The following is a 22,372-nucleotide window of genomic DNA, read 5'->3' as shown; positions in this document are numbered from 1 at the left end:
TGGTTCTTCGCATTTTGGCGTGTACGGCGAAACTTGTTGTCGTGTCGGATGCTGGTTGCGGTGTTTGTGGTGTGACGCTCCCTCAGTCAGCCTACGGCTGACAGCTCCCTCCGCCGAGGGAGCCGAGTAAGTGGACGCACGCCAATGTGGATGCGGTAGCCGTGGCTCCCTCGGCTGAGGGAGCTGGCGCGCGTAGCGCGACTGAGGGAGCGTCACCACAACTGGCATGGTTTAGTTTTGCCTTCGCTCAGCTGTCGCTTCGCTCAGGGCTCGCCTACTCGAAGCCCGCTGGGCTTCGAGCTTAACGGCTCGGTCCTGCAATTATGGACACACCTGCGGTGTGGTTCATTGTTGCCTTCGCTCAGCTGTCGCTTCGCTCAGGGCTCGCCTACAGGAAGCCCACTGGGCTTCCTGCTTAACGGCTCGCCCATGCATGGTCCATTGGGCCGGAGCCGTGGCCGAGGTTGAGTTGGGCGTTGAGGGCGCCGGTCAGGTATTCCTTGGCGTGGCGGATCGCGTCAGGCAGAGTGTCACCCTTGGCAAGGTTCGAGGCGATCGCGGAAGACAGCGTGCAGCCGGTGCCGTGCGTGTTCGGATTGTCCACGCGCTCGCCGTCGATCCACGTGACCGTGCCGTCCGGCTCGGCCAGCAAATCGTTCGCATCGGACACGCCGTGCCCGCCCTTGACCAGCACCGCGCAACCGTAATGCGAGGAGATAGTCCGCCCGGCGCGCTCCATCGCGTCACGATCCGCGATCGTGTGCGACTGTTCGGCCGTCTCCGCCCATTTCTCGGTTTCAAGCGTCGCATCATGGTGCGCGAGCAGCTCGAGCAGCACCTCAGTCTCCGGAATGTTCGGCGTGATCACCGTAGCCAGTGGGAACAGGCGTGCGGTGAGCGCGGCGATCGCATCATCGTCGATGAGCTTCGCGCCGGACGTGGCGACCATCACCGGGTCGAGCACAATGTTCTTCGCCTGATGCGCTTCGAGACTGTCAGCGATCGCGTTAATGAGCTCGGCGGAGGAGACCATGCCGATCTTGATGGCCTGCGGCGGAATGTCCGCATACACGGCGTCGATCTGCGCGGTAACCATGTCGGGCGTGACATTCTGCACGCCGGTGACGCCCATCGTGTTCTGTGCGGTGAGCGCGGTAATCGCGCTCATGCCGAACACGCCGTTAGTGAGCATGGTCTTGAGATCGGCCTGCATGCCGGCGCCGCCGGACGAATCCGAACCGGAAATCGCCAAAACAGGAATAAGAGTGGTGGTCATGATTGGTCCTTTCTATAACATGTGGCGGCCGCGTCGTTGCAGACCGCGGTCGCCACATGTTCATATGTTCTAGGCTACTCGCTTACTCGGCGGTGGTATAGAGCTTGCCGCCCTGAGCCTTGAACTTCTCGCTCATCTCGGCCATGCCGCGAGCCACGTTCTCGGCCGATTCGGCAACGATCTGCTCCTGAGAGGCCTCGCCACCGAACTGCTTGCGGATGTTCTGCGAAATGGCCATCGAGCAGAACTTCGGGCCGCACATCGAGCAGAAGTGCGCCATCTTCGCCGGCTCGGCCGGCAGCGTATCGTCGTGGAAGGCGATCGCCGTATCCGGATCGTAGCTGAGGTTGAACTGGTCGAGCCAACGGAACTCGAAACGGGCCTTCGAAATCGCGTCGTCGCGGTCCTGCGCGTGCGGGTGGTGCTTGGCGATGTCGGCCGCGTGGCAGGCGATCTTGTACGCGATCACGCCCTGCTTCACATCATCCTTGTTCGGCAGGCCCAGGTGCTCCTTCGGCGTCACATAGCACAGCATAGCGGTGCCGTAGCGGGCGATCTCCACGCCGCCGATCGCGGACGTGATGTGATCGTAGCCCGGCGCGGTATCGGTCGTGAGAGGTCCGAGCGTGTAGAACGGCGCATCGTTGCAGATCGCCTTCTCCATCTCGATGTTCATGCGCACCGTGTCGAATGGAATGTGGCCCGGGCCCTCGATCATCACCTGCACGTCCTTCGCCCACGCGCGGCGGGTCAGCTCGCCCAGCGTCATCAGCTCGCTCAGCTGCGCCGGATCGTTTGCATCCGCAAGGCAGCCTGGGCGCAGGCCGTCGCCCAGCGAGAACGCGACGTCATACTTGGCGAAGATGTCGCACAGCTCGTCGAAGTGCGTGTACAGGAAGCTTTCCTGATGATGCTGCAGGCACCATTCGGCCATGATCGAACCGCCGCGCGAAACGATGCCGGTCATGCGGTTCGCGGTCATCGGCACGTAGCGCAGCAGCACGCCCGCGTGGATGGTCATGTAGTCCACGCCCTGCTCGCACTGTTCGATCACGGTGTCGCGGAACAGCTCCCAAGACAGCTTCGAGGCGTCATCCTCGACCTTCTCGAGGGCCTGGTACATCGGCACGGTGCCGATCGGCACGGGGGAGTTGCGCAGAATCCACTCGCGCGTGGTGTGGATGTCGTTGCCGGTCGAAAGGTCCATGACCGTATCCGCGCCCCACTTGGTGGCCCACGTCAGCTTCTCGACCTCCTCGTCGATGGACGAGGTGACGGCCGAGTTGCCCATGTTCGCGTTGAGCTTGGTGAGGAAGGCGGATCCGATGATCATCGGCTCGGCCTCCGGGTGGTTGATGTTGCACGGCATGACCGCGCGGCCCGCGGCGAGCTCGGAACGCACCAGTTCGACATCGCAGTTCTCACGCTCGGCCACATACTTCATTTCCGGGGTGATGATGCCGTGGCGGGCGTACCACATCTGCGTGATCGGATGATCCTTCGCCTTGAGCGGGTTGTGCTTGCGGCCGCGCCACTCCTTGGTGGCCTTGCCGCGCTTGATCGCGCGCTTGCCGTCGTCCGCGAGGTTGCGCTCGCGGCCCTCATACTCCACCACGTCGCCGCGGTCGAGGATCCAGTCGAGACGCAGGGGCTTCAAGCCCTCCTTCGGATCGCACTTGGGGCCTTCGGTGTTGTAGTCGTGGAACGGCGGGTTCGGGCCGACGCCGGGCGTGTCAGACAGCTTGATCTCGGTGTACGGCACCTCGAGATCGTAAGAGCCAAACTGGTTCTCGAAATGCACCGGCTTGGTCTTGCGGATGTGCGCCTTGTCGCGCTGTTTGGAGCCGCGGGCGGCGATGTCGACGCGCTGCTGCTTGGCGAGCTTCTGCGCCTCCTTGGCCTCCTTCGCGTTGGTGAACTTCGGCTCGGCGGATTCGGTGGCCTGAGCGGCTTCCTCCGGCTTGGTTTCCACGCGCTTGGCATAGCCGTGCTTCGCATCGCCGCGCACAGTCTTCCACGCCTCGACCATCTGACGGGTCGCGACCTGCGGATCGTCCGCGCCGGCGATCGCGGAGACGACGAACCAGCCGGCCGCCTTCGTGCGCGCGAGCATGTCCATGTCGGCGAGCGTCACGCCGCCGCCGACCACGACCGGGAAGTCGCAGGCCGAGCAGATCGTGTTGATCTGATCCGCGTCGAGCGTACGGCCGGAGCCGTCATTGCCGCCGACGGAGGCTTCTGGTTTAGTAGTGGAGACGTGCAGCGGGCCTGCGCCGATGTAGTCGATGCAGCCGTCAGGCAGCTCGTTGATGAGCTTGACGAGCGCTTCAGTTTCCGCGGAAAGGCCAACGATCGCGTCGTCGCCGAGTAGTGCGCGGGCCTCGCGCGGCTCCATGTCGGTCTGACCGATGTGCACGCCGTCGACCTTGATGCCCTTGTTACGGCACTGCCACACGACATCCACGCGGTCGTCGATCACGAACGCGACCGAATCAGACTTGTCGTTATCCTCGATGATCTGCGCGATGTCCTGCGCGAGCGAAGTGATCTCCTTAGCGTCGGCGTCCTTGCCGCGCAGCTGGATGAACGTCGCGCCGCCGCGCAACGCCTCCTCGATCACGTCGGTGACCGGTCGGTCGTGCGTATCCTGCGGACCGACGACGAAATACGCGGACAGGTCGAACGAGTCGCGCATCGATGCGTATGGATAGTTATCCATGATGATTCCTCTGTTCTCTATATATAAAAGGGAAGTCAGTTGTTGATGTGATATACAGCAATGAATTGTTGCCAAGCTGGCGGAGCCTCGGCGTCCTGCAAATATGGACAGCCTCCGGCTGACTGTGTTGCTGGCTCGCTGTCGCTCGCTCCTCGCCTACAAACGCCTCTGGCGTTTGCTTGACGGCTCGGCCTAGTCGAGGGAGCCGAGGCTCGCTGTGCTCGCGTGATATTTGCTCCTGATATCAAGAAAGAATCTCGGAACCCGCCACCTGCTCGGGTGTGACGTTCCACAGCGCGTCCAGCAGATGCACTTGGAACGAGCCTGGGCCTTCGGCCTTGGCTTCGGCGACTTCGGCCGCACGGTTGTACAGCAGCGACGCGGCTAGCGCGGCCACGAGCGGCTCGGCGACGGCCAGATACGTGGCGGTCACGCCACCCAGCGAGCAACCAGCACCGGTAATCTTCTCCATCAGAGGGCTGCCGCCCGGCAGGCGGTACACGTGTTCGCCGTCGGTCACCAGATCGACCTTGCCGGAGACGGCCACTGCGGCCTGATTGTTCGGGGTCGAAGCGGAGAGGAACGCGGCGAGCTTCTTCGCGGGTTCGATTGCGGCATCCACCTCATCCACCGATTCGACGCCGGCTGGGCGGCTCGCCTCGTCGGCGGAGATCAGCCCCCACATGGTCGCTAGTGCGATGATCTCGGACGCGTTGCCGCGCACGATCGTCGGGGGAGCGGCGCGAAAGGAGCGCAGGATCTCGGTGCGCGTTTTGCCGATGCCGGCCGCCACCGGGTCAAGCACCCACTTGTGGTCGCTCTTGCGGAATGCGCGCGCGATCTGCGGCAGCGCATCCTTGTAGAACGGCAGCAGCGTGCCGACATTGATATAGTCCGCGCCGGAAATCGACGCGGTGTCGATGATGTCGTCCGGCAGGAAGCTCATCGCCGCTGTGCCGCCCGCCGCCAGCTGCGCGTTCGCCACCAGGTTGATCGTCACGAAATTGGTGAACGACTGCGCCAGCGGCGTGGTCTTCTTGACGTCGCGAACCGCCTGCGCGATACGCTCACGCAGATCGGTCAGATCATTGAGATCGCCAGTCGGATTGGTATTGTCTGCATCATTGCAACAGTGCGTCTGCGAATCATCGCTCATATCGCTGCTCCCTACGATGGTCTTGACCAACAGGTTCCAAGGGTCAGGCTCACGCCACTCTCAACCCGGCCGTTGATTACCGGGTTCCCCTGCATTACGGTTTTGACGCTATGCGCCAACATGGACATTTTCGTGACAAAATCGCACAGAAACGGCGAATCGACCCAGTTTCGGTCTGGCGAGTCGCAGATTCGCATGGTATATAAAGCGGCTCAATTAGGATTGCGATAGAGTCTCGACGCTACGATGAAGATATTCGCGCATGATGGACAACGAACGACGACGGCGTCATACGGTCGGCGCATGGAGGCCCGGTCTAGGAAGAAACACGCACAGGAAAGGAGCCACGTACATGTCTGCTTTCGACATCAGGATCGTAAGTTCGTTGGAAAAGGTTTTTCTTCGGACGTTCGCAGGTGACGCCGCTGCCGTGACGCCGGCCGATATGCCGCCGGCCCGCGTGCTCGAAGGACTCGGCGGCGAAACGGTGTCGTTTCAGATCGCATACCGTTATATAGGTGCTGACGTGCGCAAGGACGTGCCGGCCGGGGCAGCGAACCCGTCCAATCCCGTGATGCGCGTGACGATATCCGGCCCGCTTGCCGAGCGTGCGCGCATCCGCCGCGTCGAGAATGTGCCGGTTACTTTTCCTGCTTACCAGCAGGTCGATGATGCTTATCTTTCCACGCAACCCGGCCTGTACCCTGATCTGCTGCGCGATATCGAACCTTGCGTGAATGCCGCGGATACCGCCGCAGACCTGGCTGCCGGCCCGGCTGTCGAAGTCATCGCGATGCCGAGGCAGTGGCGCTCGCTGTGGGTGGACGTCGAACTGCCGCCCGCCGATGAGCTGCCGCCGGCCGAGGCGCTGCCGGAAACTGGCGATTCTGCTGGCAAATCACCAATCCACACGCTTCCGCTGCATATCGGCATCACCGATGCGCGCGGCGGCGTCATCGAATCGCAAACCCTTGAAGTGCGCGTCATCGCCAGCGAACTGCCTGAACAAAAGCTGGTTTTCACCGAATGGTTCTATGCCGACTGCCTAGCGGATTATTACGGCGTGCCCGTATTTTCCGAGGAGCATTGGCGTATTCTCAAGCGCTTTGTGCGCACGGCGGTCAGGCGCGGCGTGACGATGATCCTCACCCCGCTGTTCACCCCGCCGCTGGACACGCTGCCGGGCGGCGAGCGCACGACCACGCAACTAATCGGTGTAACGAAGCTGCCGGGCGGCGAAAGCACGGAGCCGATTTGGAACTTCGACTTCACGTTGTTTGACCGTTGGGTGGCGATGTGCCGGCGTTGCGGCGTGAGGCAGTTCGAGATGAGTCACCTGTTCACGCAGTGGGGCGCCGCGCATCCGCCGAAGATCGTCGCCAACATCGACGGCGAAATCCGCCGCGTATTCGGCTGGGAGCAGTCCGCCACCGACGAGCGCGACGGCTATCCGGCGTTCCTGCGCTCGTTCCTGCCGAAGCTGGACGAGCATCTGCACGCGCTCGGCATCGCACAGGACACCTATTTCCATATCTCAGACGAGCCGCACGCCGAACATCTGGAAAGCTACCTCGCCGCCAAACGCTTGGTGGCGCCACTGCTCGAAGGGTATCCGATCATCGACGCGCTGAGCGACATCGCCTATTGGAAGCAGGGCGTATGCGAGCGGCCAGTGCCCTGTGAAGACACGGTCGATGACTTCATCGACGCGAACGTGCCTGATTTGTGGACGTACTACTGCTGCGCGCAGAACATCGACGTGCCGAACCGCTTCATGTCAATGCCCTCGTATCGTAATCGCATCCTCGGCTTCTTACTCTTCAAATACGATATGGCCGGCTTCCTGCACTGGGGATACAACTTCTACAACACTGCGAACTTGACGCGCGCGATCGACCCATATCAGGAGACCGGCGCTGGCGACGCGTTCCCCGCGGGCGATTCGTTTGCCGTATACCCGGGCCGGGGCGGCGAGCCAGAAGAATCAATTCGTTTGATGGTGATGCAGGAGGCGCTGGACGATCTGCGCGCCTGCCGGCTGCTTGAATCGATGATCGGACATCAGTCGGTGGTCGACCTGCTGGAACAGGGGCTCGAGCGGCCGCTTACTTTCCGCGACTGGCCGCATAGTGCGCAGTGGCTGCTCGAGGCGCGCCACCGTGTGAACGCGGCGATCATCGCGAACATGTAGCAGGCGCATATCGGGCGTGTCAGACTGTGCCTATAAACTCGGGAACGCTAACTAGTCCCCAAACCGTTCAAACCAGAAGGTGCATTGTGGCTGTATCCAAACTCGATGAAGTCGTATCCCTCGCGAAGCGTCGCGGGTTCGTGTTCCCCGCCGGCGAAATCTACGGCGGCACCCGCTCCGCGTGGGATTACGGTCCGCTCGGCGTCGCGCTGAAGGACAATATCAAGCGCGAATGGTGGCGTTCGATGGTCGTCACCCGTGGCGACGTGGTGGGCGTGGATACGTCCATTATTCTGCCGACCCCGGTGTGGGTCGCCTCCGGCCACGTGGCCGTGTTCAACGACCCGCTGGTCGAATGCCTCAACTGCCACAAGCGCAACCGCGCCGACAAGCTGCAGGAATCCTACGCGGAGAAGCACGGCGATAAGCTGCCGGAGAACGGCATGGCCGACATTGTCTGCCCCGACTGCGGCACCCGCGGTAAGTGGACCGAACCGCGCGACTTCAACATGATGCTGCGCACGCACCTCGGCCCGGTCGAGGACGAGAACAGCCTGCACTACCTGCGCCCGGAGACCGCGCAGGGCATCTTCGTGGACTTCAAGAACGTGATGACCTCCTCGCGTTCCAAGCCGCCGTTCGGCATCGCCAACATGGGCAAGTCCTTCCGTAACGAGATCACGCCGGGCAACTTCATCTTCCGTACCCGCGAGTTCGAGCAGATGGAGATGGAGTTCTTCGTCGAGCCGGGCACCGATGAAGATTGGCACCAGTACTGGATCGACGCGCGCACCCAGTGGTACCTCGATCTCGGCGTCAAGCCGGAGAACCTGCGCCACTACGAGCACCCGAAGGACAAGCTCGCCCACTACTCGAAGCGCACCGTCGACATCGAATACAAGTTCGGCTTCCAGGGCTCCGATTGGGGCGAGCTCGAAGGTATCGCGAACCGTACCGACTTCGACCTGTCCGCGCACGCCAAGCACTCCGGCGAGGATCTGAGCTACTTCAACCAGGCCACTGGCGAGAAGTACGTGCCGTACGTCATCGAGCCGGCTGCCGGCCTGACCCGCTCCCTCATGTGCTTCCTCGTGGACGCCTACGATGTGGACGAAGCGCCGAACACCAAGGGTGGCGTTGACAAGCGTACCGTGCTGCGCCTCGACCCGCGTCTGGCTCCGATCAAGGCCGCTGTGCTGCCATTGAGCAAGAAGCCTGAATTGCAGAACATCGCGCAGAACCTCGCTTCTGACCTGCGTCAGCACGAGTGGATGATCGACTACGACGAGGCTGGTGCTATCGGCCGCCGCTACCGCCGTGAGGATGAGATCGGCACCCCGCTGTGCATTACCGTTGACTTTGACACGATTGATGATCAGGCTGTGACCATCCGCGATCGTGACACGATGAACCAGGAGCGTGTCTCGCTCGACCACGTTGCTGAATACGTGGATTCTCGTATCGGTGAGAAGCGCACGCACGTGCCGCAGAAGCCGGTCGCGATGGGCGGCGAGGCCTGGCCGGACTCCGTGAAGATCAACGAGGCCGGCGGCCTGTACTGATTGAGCGTTTCTTGGAGTATGTGCTGACATACATACACGCATATTCCAGTAACCAGTAAGCAGTTGTGTGGCTCCTCTTACTGCAAGAGGAGCCACACTTGTGTGCGATGACATACAAAACGACTATGGAAGGGCTGTTCGTGGCAGAAACCAAGGAAACTGTGCTGAATGCGCCGCATGAGACAGATAATCTCGACCCGCGCACGGATGCGCCCGCCCAGACGTCTGCAGCAGAGCCAGTGACGATATCACCCGTCCAGCTTGGTCCGATCGCCGTACCCACGCCGGTTGTGCTTTCGCCGATGGCTGGAGTTACCAACTGGCCGTTCCGTGTGATCTGCGAGGAATACGGCCCCGACGGCCTGTATGTGGCCGAAATGATCACGGCGCGCGCATTGGTCGCCCGCAACCCGAAGGCGTTGCGATTGTGCCATTTCGCGCCGAGCGAGAAGATTCGTTCGCTGCAGCTGTACGGCGTCAATCCAGCTATCGTCGAACAGGCCGCGCGCATAGTCGTGGACGAGAACATGGCTGACCACGTCGACCTCAACTTCGGCTGCCCGGTGCCAAAAGTCACCCGTCGCGGTGGCGGTTCCGCTCTGCCGTGGAAAACCGACTTGTTCCGCGAGATCATCCAGCGCGTCGTGCGCGTGTGCGGCGAGGCAAACATCCCCGTCACCGCGAAGATTCGCGTCGGTATCGATCATGAGCATGAGACATTCCTCGAAGCCGGCCACATCGCGCAGGAGGAGGGGTGCGCGGCTGTGACGCTGCACGCGCGCACTACCGCCGAGTACTACGGTGGTCACTCCGATTGGAGTCGCATCGGTGAACTGGTGGAAGCGCTCAATATTCCCGTGTTCGGCAACGGCGACATTTGGGGAGCGGACGATGCGCTCGAAATGGTGCGCGAAACCGGCTGCGCTGGTGTTGCTATCGGCCGAGGTTGCCAAGGACGCCCATGGTTGTTCGCTGATATTCGACACGCATTCGCCGGCGAAGAGACGCGAGTTGACCCCACTCTTGGGGATGTATGCCGCGTGATTATGCGCCATGCACAACTACTCACCGAGTTTTATGACGGTGATGAACGCATGGCGGTGCATGATCTGCGTAAGCACATCGCGTGGTATCTCAAAGGATTTCCGGTGGGTGGCTCAACCCGCAAAGCGTTCATGGAATGTGAAAGCCTTGCTGATGTAGAGCGTGAGATTACCCATCTTGACCCAGCGATGAGGTTCCCTGAACGAGTGAAAGACAAACCTCGCGGTCGTGTACGTTTTGCGAAGAAAGTTCACCTACCTTACGGTTGGCTTGACTCGCGTACCACGACGCATGAGGAGCGTGAAACATTGTTCGGTGATGACCCAATGGATGCTGAATACTGATAGTTTCGGGTGGTCAATAGGGGATCGGCGCCCCTTCCACGTGCGCTGTTTCGCGCAAAGCATACCCACCGATATGCAAATGACGTGGAAAAACGCCGATACACGCCGAGAAAATGGACTTATATTTATCCGTTCTGCGATAGAGTTATGCGTAACCGTGTGAGTGACAGGAGACAATGGTGAGCGAGATCGCCCAGACTGACAATTTCAACGACAAGACCAACATCAAAGTCGTCGGTGTCGGTGGCGCCGGCGGCAATGCAGTGAACCGCATGATTGCCGAGGGCCTGCAGAATGTTGAATTCGTGGCTATCAACACGGACGCTAAAGATCTTCTGCGTTCCGATGCTGATGTCAAGATCTCGTTGAATGATGCGTCGAGCCGTGGTCTGGGCGCGGGTGCTGACCCTGAGCGTGGTTGCAAGGCTGCGCAGGATCACCAGTCTGATATTGAAGAAGCGCTGAAGGGCGCTGACATGGTCTTCGTGACCTGTGGCGAAGGCGGCGGCACCGGTACTGGTGCTAGCCCGATCGTCGCCCGTGCAGCACACCAGCAGGGCGCGCTCACTATCGCCGTGGTCACTCGTCCGTTTACGTTTGAAGGACCGCAGCGTTCCGCATCCGCCGATCTTGGTATCGAGAATCTGCGTAAGGAAGTTGACGCACTGATCGTCATTCCTAACGATCGCCTGCTGGAGCTCTCTGACCGTACCATCGGCATTGTTGAAGCGTTCAAGACGGCTGATTCCGCACTGCTTGCTGGCGTGCAGGGTATTACCGACCTGATCACGATGAACTCGTACATTCACGTCGACTTCTCTGACGTCACCTCCATTCTGCGTGGTGCCGGCACTGCACTGTTCGGTATTGGTTCCGCGCGGGGCGAAGATCGCGCCACCCAGGCCGCCGAAATTGCTATCAGCTCGCCGCTGCTTGAATCCAGCGTCGAAGGCGCACATGGCGCGCTTATCAACATCGCTGGTCCGACCGACCTCAAGCTGCAGGAAGCATCCGCGGCTACCGAGCTGGTGCGCAAGGCTATCCACCCTGAAGCGCAGATCATTTGGGGCTTGGCTCTCGATGACGCATACGGCGACGAAGTGCGCGTTACCGTTATCGCCGCTGGCTTTGACGCTGACTCGAAGAACGCAAACGCGCCATCTGTTAAGGCTGCCAAGGCTGCCGCAGCGGCTGCTTCTGCAGCGCCTGCCGCACAGTCTGCCCCGGCTGCTGCATCCCAGAGCGCAGCGCCTGCAGCATCACCGAACCATTCTGTCACGCCGCCGGTGCGCCCGCTGCCGAGCTTTGCCTCCCGTCCGGTACAGCAGCAGCCTACCTCGCTGCCGTTCGACGATCAGACTTCTGAACACCAGGTAGTGTCGCCTAACGACCCGGGCGACTTGGACATTCCCGATTTTCTGCGCTGACGCGAAGGCGAAAGGATTAAACTGCGATGGCTGGGTTTATGAAAAACGCGATGTCCTACTTGGGCATGGCGGATGTGGTAGATGACGACGAGCCGGTTGACATTCCAGAAGACGATGATCCCGGTTTCGACGCGGACCATACCGTTACTCCGGTTTCTACGCCTGCGCCAGCTTCCACGCCGGCGACCTCGCGTGCAAGCGCTAGTAGCCGCGAGTCGAATCCGTTCCAAAATCGAGTGAGCCGTATTACTACCATTCACCCGAAGTCATACGAAGACGCCCAGCTTGTTGGCCGTGCAATTCGCGACGGTGTGCCCGTGGTGTTGAACCTTACTGGCGTATCTGAAGCAGTAGCGTACCGCATCGTCGACTTCTCTGCCGGCGTTGTTTTTGGTGTGCGCGGGTCTATCGAGCGTGTTACTCCGCGTGTGTTTTTGCTCAGCCCAGCCCAGGTGAACATTAAGGTCGAAGAGCCGCAGGCGCCGTCTGCAGCGCATGACCTGTTTGCAGACTGAGTTACTACTGAGTCACTTTGCAATAAAGCCATCCAGAGTTTTATAGCGTGATTGCCGGGAGCTGTTCAGCTTCCGGCAATTCTTTTCCCTATTATCTTGCTAAGCTGACGCCATGTTGTTCTACATCGTGCATAGCATCGTGGATTGGGCCATCGGTGCATATATCACTGTTTTGTTTATTCGAATGATTCTGGACTGGGTAGCAGTGCTCGTGCCGCGCTGGTATCCGCGCGGAGTGGTAGCAGCGTTGATTAATGTGGTCTATCAGATTACTGAGCCTCCGCTGCGATGGTTGCGCCGCTACATTCGCCCAATTCCGCTTGGACCGGGCATGTCGCTTGATACAAGCTTTATCGTGCTGTACTTCATCCTGATTGTGCTGCAGATTTTGCTATAAGCTCCAGCTACTACGCAGCATAAACTTCAGCGTCAACGTCACCAAAAGAGGTAAATCGAGGCACGAAAAGCGCTCGTAAAGCGCGTTCGAGCGCGCATTCGCGTAGGGTACGTGATAGCATCGGAAGTTGATACCAACACAGCGAGGCATCGTGCCCAAAGCGAGGTGTAAGTTTTATGGCTCTTTTGACGCCGAAAGATATTAGGGAGCATACCTTCCAGACCGTGCGTTTCAAGGAAGGCTATGATGTCGACGAGGTCGATGATTTTCTTGACCAGGTCACGGAAACCGTCGAAGCGTTGGGCAGGCAGGCCGTGTCCGGTGGCCAGGCCACGCAGTCCTTCGGTCCGGAAGTGACCAAGCTCAACTCGAAGATCTCCGAGCTGACCGCGCAGGTGCAGTCGCTGCAGAGCGAAAATGAGCAGTTGAAGTCCGCTGCCAAGTCTGACGATAAGGATGATCAGGCTGCCAAGGTTGCTGAAGCGAAGCTCACTGAAGCTGAGGAAAGCAACCGCGCACTGTCTTCGCAGAATGAGCAGCTCAAGGATCAGGTTGATCGTCTCAGCGCTCAGGTTGATCAGCTGACCGCGCAGGCTGCCAAGGCTTCTGGCCAGGCTGATGTAGCCAAGCAGCTTACCGCTGTGCAGCAGGAGCGCGACCAGTATCGCGTCACTGCTGAAGATATGTCCAGCAGGCTTCAGGAAGCGCAGCAGCAGATTACTGCGATGCAGCAGAAGCTCACTACTGCTGAGCAGCAGGCTGCTCAGGCTGGTGACCTTGCTCGTCAGCTTGACGAGTCCAAGCAGCGCGAAGAGCAGCTGCGCAAGCAGGTCTCCAAGGTTGAGCCGAGCACTGAAACCGGCAGCCTGCAGAAGATCGCTGGCGCTGCCGCTGCCGCCAACACTGAGCCGGAGCGAGCTACCGCCATGCTGACGCTGGCTATGCAGCTGCACGACCAGTATGTGGATAAGGGCAAGGCCAAGGCGAAGGAAATCACCGAAGCCAGCCAGAACAAGTACAACGAGCTGGTCACGAAGGCCAACGATTACTCTTCGCGCACTCGCACTGAGGCTGATGATTACAACAAGCAGGTGCATGCTGACGCTGACGCCTACTCCGAGCGCACTCGTAACGATGCTGACGCCTACTCGGTGAAGACCCGCCAGGATGCTGACACGTACAAGCACAACACGCAGCAGCAGGCTGACAATTATGAGGCTGAAGTGCAGCGTCGTGCTTCCGAGTACGATCAGCAGACGCGTTCCGCTGCGGATGATTACGCGCAGCAGGTTCGCGATCAGCTCACCACGCAGTCCAAGGTGATTGAGGGCAACATTCAGGGCCTCAAGCAGTTTGAGACTGAGTATCGTGCTCGCCTTACCGAGTTCTTGGGTCAGCTGTCGCGTCAGGTGTCTGACACGAACAACTACGACCAGATCGGCAAGCAGGCGGAATAGTCGATGAAGGATCGTCAGGGACGGCTGCGCGATCGCGTGGCCGTCTTTGCATGTGTGGCCGTTGTTGCGCTCATCATTGATCAGCTCACGAAGTTTTGGGCTAGTGTTGCGCTCGGCGATGGTCGCACCGTACCGGTAATTCCTCACCTGCTGTCATTGACGCTGGTACACAACCCCGGTGCCTCGCTGGGATTCGGGGCTGGCAATACGTGGATGATCTCTGTGCTTGCGATCATCGCTTGCATTGCGCTGGTGGTGCTGGTTGTACGTACGACTTCAATGCGTTGGTCTGTTTTGCTTGCACTTGCGTTCGCCGGAGCTGCGGGCAATCTGATTGATCGCGTGGCATACGCCGATGGGTTTCTCAACGGCAAGGTTGTGGATTTCCTCAACTACGGATGGTCGGTAGGCAACGTTGCCGATATTTTCCTGATGGTTGCGGGGATTGGCATTGTGGTGATGATTGTCATGGATGTGCCATTCCGAGCCTTTCAGGAACGCTTAAGCGACGTAGATACTGACAGCAAGGGTGACGATAGTGCGCATGGTGCGCCGACGCCCGCGGATTCGGAGGTTGCTGCTCTATGAGTCGTCTTGTTCCGGCTCCCGACGCATTGGTGGGCGCGCGTTTCGACGTTGCGGTCTCCAAGATGCTGGGAATCTCCCGAGCAAAGGCGGCGGAGCTTATCGAAACTGGTCAAGCGCGTGTGCTTGACCGTGAGATCGCCAAATCAAGCACCCTGATGGCGGGGGACACTGTCGAATTCGACATTGTCGAAGAGCAGCAGACTCCTGAACCAATCTGCCGTGATATGGCTATCGTCTACGAAGACGATGATGTTGTTGTAGTTGATAAACCAGTCGGAGTGGCAGCGCATGCTTCAGTAGGCTGGACGGGCCCGACCGTGCTCGGCAGTCTGCTAGATCGCGGTGTACACATCACCTCCTATGGGGCTCCCGGCAGGCAGGGCATTGTCTCGCGTCTAGATGTTGGCACGTCTGGACTGATGCTGGTATGCAAGTCAGAACTCGCCTACAAGGAGATGCGCCGTCAGTTCGCCGAGCATGAGGTTGTGAAAACCTATCATGCGCTGGTACAAGGCAACCTCAAAGAGGACAAGGCCACCATTGAGGCGCCGATCGGCCGTGCGAAGGTCTCCGACTTCCGATTCTGCGTTACTCCAGCAGGCAAGCCTGCTGTTACGCATTGGGATGTTATGGAGCGCTTCGGCGAGGCGACACTGGTGTCGGTGAACTTGGAAACAGGCCGCACCCATCAGATTCGCGTGCACTTTTCATCGATCGGCCACCCTCTGGTAGGTGACCCGATGTATGGAGCTAATCCTGTACTGTCACATGAACTGGGACTTGACCGCCAGTGGTTACACGCAATGCGCCTCGAGTTCAAGCACCCTCGCACCAAAGTATGGACTACTGTGCAGTCTCAGTATCCGGCTGATCTCGCGCATGCATTGGAAACGATGCGGGAACGCCATGTACAGTCGTCGGATCAGGATCATATGCAGGAACTGGTAGCCCCGCAGCCGGTGGCGCAGTAACTGTTTCAGCAAACAATGGACCGTACGCTGCCGGCATGTTGGCATTCCCATCACCATGTCCAAGTGGCGTGAATCGTCCATCAGCACGCATGGGTGGCTCATTGTAGACTCTCGGATGATGCGCTGGCGGCAGTGGCGAAGTGGGCGCGGGTGCCGCTGCCAATACGGGACCAGGAGTAACGGGCGCAGCATACATCGGCATTGGTGGCACAGGTGACAACATTGCTGCTATGCGTGCAGCTCGACGTTTACGCCACGATGCTACGGCAACAATAATCCATGAAGTAAGCGCAGAAAGCAGCAGCATTGGCGTAACTAAGCCAACTATTACAGCCGCTAAGAGTACGAAGACATCAAGCGGGTTATATTCTCCGCGGTTGAGATAGAACATAGCGCATATGCAGGCTGTAGTAGTCAATAATCCGAGCACAGTCAGCACGATGGCAATAATTCGTACGATGGCAATGTCATCAGTAACTCGTCGCCGTGCGCGTGTGTTCTGCTGCATATTCTGCTGCATATTCGGTGGTGTGCTGTGTTGTTGCGCGTTGACTTGCTGTATATCGTTCATCAGTGTTCCCCTTCGCACGTCGTCATCCATTGCCGACATATCAACCGCTGTAACCCGGTTCTGTGAGCGTAGACGATAGAACCTATGCGTGTCTAGAAAAAACGGGCAATGTGGTCGAAGGGTAGCGAGTTATCCACAATATCGGCGTGTTGACCATGCCTTATTGTGAAGTAACAGCGCTTACCGCATGCCTTGTTACACAATCCGGCCCAAGCGCACACTGCCGCTGTCTTCTGCTCACAGCCGAGGTCATGCGGTATGGTGGAACACATGGTCGAATCGGGGAAGAACTTTGTGCAATTGCATAACCACACGCATTATTCACTGCTGGATGGTGCGTCAAAAATCCCGAATCTGGTAAACCGGGTGAAAGAACTTGGCATGCCGGCAGTAGGCATTACTGATCACGGCAACATGCACGGCGCTTATGAGCTGTGGCGTACCGCAGTTGATGCTGGTATTAAGCCGATTATTGGCATCGAAGCATATGTCACCCCGGAAACCGCTCGTCAAGATAAATCCCGTGTGCACTGGGGCACTGAAGCACAGCGACGCGATGATGTTTCTGGTGGCGGTTTGATTACCCACTTGACTATGTGGGCTGAAAATGATGAAGGACTCGTCAACCTGATTAAGGCGAGCTCTGTGGCCAATCTTGAAGGCCGTGTTATGCGATACCCGCGTATGGATAAGGAAGTACTCTCCACATATTCCAAGGGTGTTATCGCTTCCTCAGGCTGCCCCTCGGGCATTATTCAAACGAGGCTGCGTCTGGGCCAGTTTGATGAAGCGTTGCGCGCTGCCGGCGAATTCCAAGACATTTTTGGTCGCGATAACTTCTTTATCGAACTCATGGACCATGGTCTGACAATCGAAACGCAGGTCACTAATGATCTGCTCACGATTGCCAAGAAACTCAACGCGCCGCTCCTCGCGACGAATGATTCGCATTACGTGCTTGAAGAAGATAAAGATGCACAGGATGCTATGTTGTGCATCAACTCAGGAGACACGCTTGACAATCCTGACCGTTTTAAATTCGACGGTTCGGGCTATTACATTAAGTCCGCTGAACAAATGCGCGAACTGTTCAAGGACCTCCCTGAAGCATGCGATAACACGCTGGAAATTGCTGAACGTTGCAATGTGATCTTTGACGATCATGAAGATGGCGCGTTCATGCCACAGTTTGACTGCCCTGAAGGATGGGATGAGACCTCGCTCTTCTTGAAAAAGGTCGAGGAAGGCTTGGAACAGCGCTATGACGGCAATCCGCCCATTGAAGTGCTCAAGCAAGCTGATTATGAGTGTGGCGTGATCTGCCAGATGCAGTTCTGCGGCTACTTCCTTGTGGTGGCTGACTACATCAACTGGGCGAAAACGCACGGCGTTATGGTCGGTCCAGGCCGTGGTTCCGCTGCAGGTGCCATGGTCGCTTATGCGATGGGTATTACGGAACTTGATCCGCTCAAGCATGGTCTGATCTTCGAAAGGTTTTTGAACCCGGAGCGTGTCTCCCTACCGGATATCGATGTGGATTTCGACCCGGAAGGTCGTATGCGCGTACTCGACTATGTCGGTGAAAAATACGGTCGTGACAAGGTCGCTCAGTGCGTGATTTATGGCACGATCAAAACCAAGCAGGCGCTTAAAGACTCCGCTCGCATTATGGGCTACGAGTTTTCAATGGGCGAGCGTATTACTAAAGCGTTGCCGCCGGCAGCCACCGGTGGCAAAGATATTAGTCTGCATGATATTTTCGATCCGACGGCGAAGCGATATGCGGAAGCTCGCGAATATCGTGAGCTTTACGAGTCTGACCCGGATGCCAAGCGCATTACGGAAGAAGCGAAGGGTATCGAAGGTCTGATTCGTCAGACTGGTGTGCACGCGTGCGCCACGATCATGGGTAGTGAGCCGATTACGAACACGTCTCCGCTGCTGGAACGTACTGATGGCACGGTTACGACGACTTTCGAATACCATACGTGCGAAACGCTGGGCTTGGTCAAGATGGATTTCTTGGGACTTTCCAACTTGACAGTTATTCGCGATACGCTCAACAACATTAAAAACAATGGTAAAGAGCCGATCGAATACACGAAGATTCCGCTGGACGATAAGGAAACCTACAAGCTGTTGTCACGCGGTGACACGCTTGGCGTGTTCCAGCTCGATTCTGATGGCATGCGTTCGCTACTGAAAACGTTGAAGCCTGATAACTTCAACGATATTTCCGCACTGATCGCCCTGTACCGACCGGGCCCAATGTCAATGGAATCGCACATCAACTACGCCAAGCGTAAGAATGGTTTGCAGAAGATCACGCCAATCCATCCTGAGCTTGACGAGCCGCTCAAGCAGGTGCTTGATGAAACCTATGGTCTGATTATTTATCAGGAGCAGGTGCAGTCTGCTGCGCGTATTCTCGCTGGATATTCGCTTGGTAAGGCAGACGTGTTGCGTCGAGCTATGGGTAAAAAGAAGCCGGAAGTGCTGGCAAAGGAGAAGATTCCATTCTTTGCTGGCATGAAAGAGCATGGCTATTCCGAGGAAGCTGCAGAAGCGATCTGGGAGATTCTGGTTCCGTTCTCCGGCTACGCGTTTAACAAAGCGCACTCTGCCGCATATGGTCTGATTTCGTATTGGACTGCGTATTTGAAGACGCATTATCCAGTCGAGTTTATGGCAGCCTTGTTGCAGGGCGCAGCTACGAACAAAGATAAGACTGCACTGTACTTGGGCGAAGCGCGTCGCATGGGCATTCAAGTGCTATCGCCGGATGTGAACGAATCAGTATACGAGTATTCTGCTGTCGGCGACGTGGTGCGTTTTGGCCTTGGCGCTATCCGCAATGTTGGCGAAAACGCGGTGAAAGACATCATCGCTGAGCGGCACAGTGAGCGCGGCAAGTACGTGAATTTCATGGATTACATCCGCCGCGTACCGTTAACTGCACTGAATCGCCGTCTCGTGGAATCGCTGATCAAAGCTGGCGCATTCGACTCTATTGATCCGAACCGTCGCGCACTATTTACGGTGCATGAGGCGGCAATCGACTCGGTAGTAGGGTTGAAGCGTAAGCAAGCTGAAGGGCAGTTTGATCTGTTCGCAGATGCTGAGGATGGCGGAGCAGAGACGATGGGCGATGCTGCTGTCACCGTGCCGGATATTGAGGAGTGGGATAAGAAAACCAAGCTCAATTTCGAACGTGAAATGCTCGGCTTGTACGTGTCTGACCATCCGCTTTCTGGCATGCAAGCAGTGCTTGCAGGTTTGCGCGAAATGTCGATTGCGCATTTGATCGACCGTGCTCCCACTATGCCTGATGGTCAGCAGGTTACGCTTGCGGGCTTGATTACCGGTGTGGATCGCCGTGTTTCCAAGAAGGGCAACCCGTGGGCGATTGTGACCATTGAGGATATGGAAAGCTCGATTCAATGCATGTTCTTTGGCAAAGTGTATGAGGCTGCTGCTGCTGAACTTGCGATTGATACGGTGGTGCAGATTCGCGGTCAGGTGGAAGTGCGCGAAGAGACGGTGAGCTTGCGCGCCACTGAAATGCAAGTGCCAACATTAGAGTCTGCTGATGAGCGCCCGCTGGTGATTACGCTGCCGCAGGTAGCGCTCGAGCGCGGCAATGTGGAGCAGCTCGCACAAGTGATTGCGCGGCACCCGGGCTACTGCGAGGTGCGATTGGCAGTACTCGATGACAGTGGTAATGCGCAAGTGCTCACCTTTGGTGACCGCTTCCGCGTGAAGCGTGATACGAGCTTGTTTGCTGAGATTAAGATTCTCTTTGGCCCAGGATGTTTGCCTGCTGCCTGAGCGTTGCGTAAGTGCCGCGTAGTTGATGCGCTGTGAGCGTATTTGTGCGAGCATGTGCGCTTGTGCTTGAATGCGTGCGGTTTTGCGCGATACCATAGCGTCGGTTGCATGGTCCGGGTTAATACCGGGCCATATGCCGAGTATTTACGTTACGAAGAGGCGCATCATGAGCGAAATGACGGCATCTAACGACAATGCAAACACGAACAACGCGAGTGGTACTAATCAGCCGATGCTGACATTGCAGAACAAGGCAGCGTCAGTGATTCCGCAGATCGGGTTTGGTACATTCCAAATTCCTCCGGAAGACACGCAACGTGCTGTCGAGGAAGCGCTGGAAATCGGTTATCGGCACATTGATACTGCTGCGGCCTACTACAACGAACAAGAAGTTGGTGATGCGCTAAGAGCCACCGGCATGGCTGGCAAGGTGTGGGTGACTACCAAGCTGCGCAACTGTGATCAAGGCTATGATGCGGCACAATGTGCTTTTGAAGAGTCGCGGCGCAAGCTTGGCGTCGACGTTGTGGACATGTACTTGATTCATTGGCCATTCGCCGCTGTTGACTTGTACTGTGAAACGTGGCGCGCGCTGTTGAAGCTGCGCGATGAGGGTGCTATTCGCGTGGCGGGCGTGAGCAACTTCCTGCCCGAGCACTTGGAGAAGATTATCGAGGACTCCGGTGAGGCGCCTGCTGTCAACCAGATTGAAGTGCACCCACGCTATTCGCAGCCAGATAATCGTGCGTTCTGCGCGCAGCATGGTATTGCGGTTGAAGCATACAGTCCGCTTGGCCATGGCAAGGATATTGAATCTGCGCCGGTTGTGGCTGCTGCTCAAGCGCATGGGGTTACTCCAGCGCAAGTAGTGTTGCGTTGGCATACGCAAGAAGGGCGCATTATCATCCCGAAGTCCAAGCATGCTGCACGCATGAAGGAGAACTTGGCTAGCGCTGAATTTGATTTGAGTGCAGCGGAACTCGCTGCAATCGATGCGCTCCATGATCCTGATGGGCGTGTCAGTGCTGATCCAGCAACGTTTGTGCAATCGCAGTCGTGGGCGAATCAGCACGTGCGCGGCAATATCTGACGCGTGCAGAGTGAGGCGCGTTGCATAGTCAGGCAGAATGGCGTACTACCACATGCGTAGGCAGCCAAACAATGCTTGGCGCTTCATCACCCTCAAGTTGATTGAGCACCATATCCGCCATTTGCACACCGAACTGGCCAATAGGCTGGTGCACGGTGGTTAATGGCGGATTGGTAGCTTGCGCATCCGGACTATCATCAAACCCAGCTACAGCCACATCTTCAGGAATGCGCACGCCATGCGCGATCAAATATTGCATGGCACCTGCAGCAAGACAGTCGTTACCGCATACCAGCGCGTCAATATGCTGCTGTTTCAGCACTGCTGGAACATTGGGCGCAGTATCACTGCTCGCGCCCGCTAGTCGTTGCAACAGTTCAAGGAGTGCTTTCTGCCCGCTTGCACGGCCCCAATCTTCTGCTTGAACAACCAGCGTAGGGTCGAAATTGTCACCCATGGCTTCTTGAAAGCCGTGCAGGCGCTCGCTCGCGCATGGAATAAATTCGGGGCCGCAAATGTACGCGATGTGTCGATGGTCTTTGCCAAGTAGATAGCGTGTCAACTCAGCTGAAGCTTCACGATTATCAATATCAACGGTTGGGAATGGTGACGACTCGCCATAGCCGGCGCCTGAAACTGCTACAGGCGCGTCAACTGAACGAAATACGGTAAATAATGGATCATCAACTTGGAGATTGTTGAGAATCCAACCGTCAGCAAATCCGCTGCGCACGAGTCGCGCGATGCGTTCGCCTGCTTCGTCACTATCAGCAATGAGGACAACGAGCTGATAGCCAGCGTCGCTCAGTCGCCGATTGGCGTTCACCATGATGGTGTTGATATTGGGATCGGTGGTAATGGACTCGGGCTCGCCGTGCATAACAAACGCAACAGTTTGCGTACGCTGCCGTACGAGCGATCGCGCTGCATTGTTGGGAATGTAGTGAATATCGCGCACGGCGGCGGCAATGCGCTCTGCGGCTTCGGGGGAGACGTGTGGGTTGCCGTTTAAAAACCGTGACACGGTTGCGTACGATACCCCCGACACGCGGGCGACGTCCATGATGATTGGTTTTTTTGCCGCTCGGCTTGCGTTTGGTTGAGCCGTTTGCGGGCTGATTGTGTGCCATGTGCATGCCGTCCTTTACACCATTCGATTTGTAATCGTTTACAAACCAGTGTATACTCACATCTTGTAAACGATTACACAATATGGATCTGGCTATACGGCAGTGA

Annotated in this window: 15 protein-coding genes; 11 read left to right on the top strand and 4 right to left on the bottom strand. The window is 57.8% G+C overall.

Features of this window, described 5'->3' with window-relative positions:
* Positions 1-415: 415 nt before the first annotated feature.
* From thiD to thiM, 3 genes are all read right to left on the bottom strand, one after another.
* Positions 416-1,276 (bottom strand): bifunctional hydroxymethylpyrimidine kinase/phosphomethylpyrimidine kinase, encoded by an 861-nt coding sequence (thiD, locus tag D2E25_RS03190; protein WP_125979542.1) that lies wholly within the window; start codon positions 1,274-1,276, stop codon positions 416-418.
* An 82-nt stretch (positions 1,277-1,358) separates the two neighbouring features.
* The gene (thiC, locus tag D2E25_RS03185; RefSeq protein ID WP_164514704.1) at positions 1,359-3,971 is read right to left on the bottom strand and encodes a phosphomethylpyrimidine synthase ThiC; all 2,613 of its coding nucleotides are present in this window, start codon (positions 3,969-3,971) and stop codon (positions 1,359-1,361) included.
* Between the two features lie 268 nt (positions 3,972-4,239).
* Complete coding sequence (gene thiM, locus D2E25_RS03180) at positions 4,240-5,151, bottom strand: hydroxyethylthiazole kinase (protein WP_125979541.1); 912 nt, start codon at positions 5,149-5,151, stop codon at positions 4,240-4,242.
* A gap of 352 nt (positions 5,152-5,503) precedes the next feature.
* On the opposite strand from thiM, the gene D2E25_RS03175 reads away from it, so the two are divergent.
* From D2E25_RS03175 to D2E25_RS03125, 11 genes are all read left to right on the top strand, one after another.
* Complete coding sequence (locus tag D2E25_RS03175) at positions 5,504-7,342, top strand: DUF4091 domain-containing protein (RefSeq protein WP_164514682.1); 1,839 nt, start codon at positions 5,504-5,506, stop codon at positions 7,340-7,342.
* A gap of 86 nt (positions 7,343-7,428) precedes the next feature.
* Complete coding sequence (locus D2E25_RS03170; protein WP_125979539.1) at positions 7,429-8,904, top strand: glycine--tRNA ligase; 1,476 nt, start codon at positions 7,429-7,431, stop codon at positions 8,902-8,904.
* A 125-nt stretch (positions 8,905-9,029) separates the two neighbouring features.
* Positions 9,030-10,292 (top strand): tRNA dihydrouridine synthase DusB, encoded by a 1,263-nt coding sequence (gene dusB / locus D2E25_RS03165; protein WP_125979897.1) that lies wholly within the window; start codon positions 9,030-9,032, stop codon positions 10,290-10,292.
* Positions 10,293-10,471: 179 nt separating this feature from the next.
* A complete protein-coding gene (gene ftsZ / locus D2E25_RS03160) occupies positions 10,472-11,719 on the top strand; it encodes a cell division protein FtsZ (RefSeq protein WP_125979895.1) in 1,248 nt (415 codons plus the stop codon).
* A gap of 26 nt (positions 11,720-11,745) precedes the next feature.
* The gene (locus tag D2E25_RS03155) at positions 11,746-12,234 is read left to right on the top strand and encodes a cell division protein SepF (RefSeq protein ID WP_125979538.1); all 489 of its coding nucleotides are present in this window, start codon (positions 11,746-11,748) and stop codon (positions 12,232-12,234) included.
* Positions 12,235-12,346: 112 nt separating this feature from the next.
* Positions 12,347-12,631, top strand: a complete 285-nt coding sequence (locus D2E25_RS03150; RefSeq protein WP_125979537.1) for a YggT family protein — start codon at positions 12,347-12,349, stop codon at positions 12,629-12,631.
* Positions 12,632-12,807: 176 nt separating this feature from the next.
* Complete coding sequence (locus tag D2E25_RS03145) at positions 12,808-14,088, top strand: DivIVA domain-containing protein (protein ID WP_125979536.1); 1,281 nt, start codon at positions 12,808-12,810, stop codon at positions 14,086-14,088.
* Between the two features lie 3 nt (positions 14,089-14,091).
* Positions 14,092-14,676 carry a signal peptidase II gene (locus D2E25_RS03140; RefSeq protein ID WP_125979535.1) on the top strand — a complete coding sequence of 195 codons (585 nt, stop codon included), beginning with the start codon at positions 14,092-14,094 and terminating at the stop codon, positions 14,674-14,676.
* Positions 14,673-15,647, top strand: coding sequence for an RluA family pseudouridine synthase (locus D2E25_RS03135; protein WP_125979534.1), 975 nt, complete (start codon positions 14,673-14,675; stop codon positions 15,645-15,647). Before D2E25_RS03140 ends, D2E25_RS03135 begins: the two co-directional genes overlap by 4 nt.
* 841 nt (positions 15,648-16,488) lie before the next feature.
* Positions 16,489-20,046, top strand: a complete 3,558-nt coding sequence (dnaE, locus tag D2E25_RS03130; protein WP_164514680.1) for a DNA polymerase III subunit alpha — start codon at positions 16,489-16,491, stop codon at positions 20,044-20,046.
* A 175-nt stretch (positions 20,047-20,221) separates the two neighbouring features.
* Positions 20,222-21,136, top strand: a complete 915-nt coding sequence (locus D2E25_RS03125; RefSeq protein WP_164514703.1) for an aldo/keto reductase — start codon at positions 20,222-20,224, stop codon at positions 21,134-21,136.
* Positions 21,137-21,164: 28 nt separating this feature from the next.
* Here the strand turns inward: D2E25_RS03125 and D2E25_RS03120 are convergent, their stop codons facing one another.
* Positions 21,165-22,199, bottom strand: a complete 1,035-nt coding sequence (locus D2E25_RS03120; RefSeq protein ID WP_125979532.1) for a LacI family DNA-binding transcriptional regulator — start codon at positions 22,197-22,199, stop codon at positions 21,165-21,167.
* Between the last annotated feature and the right edge of the window lie 173 nt (positions 22,200-22,372).

It is taken from the genome of Bifidobacterium goeldii (genome assembly GCF_003951095.1).
Classification (GTDB): Bacteria; Actinomycetota; Actinomycetes; order Actinomycetales; family Bifidobacteriaceae; genus Bifidobacterium; species Bifidobacterium goeldii.
Note: the sequence above shows the minus strand (reverse complement) of the source record. Positions and strands in the feature narration are given on the sequence as shown.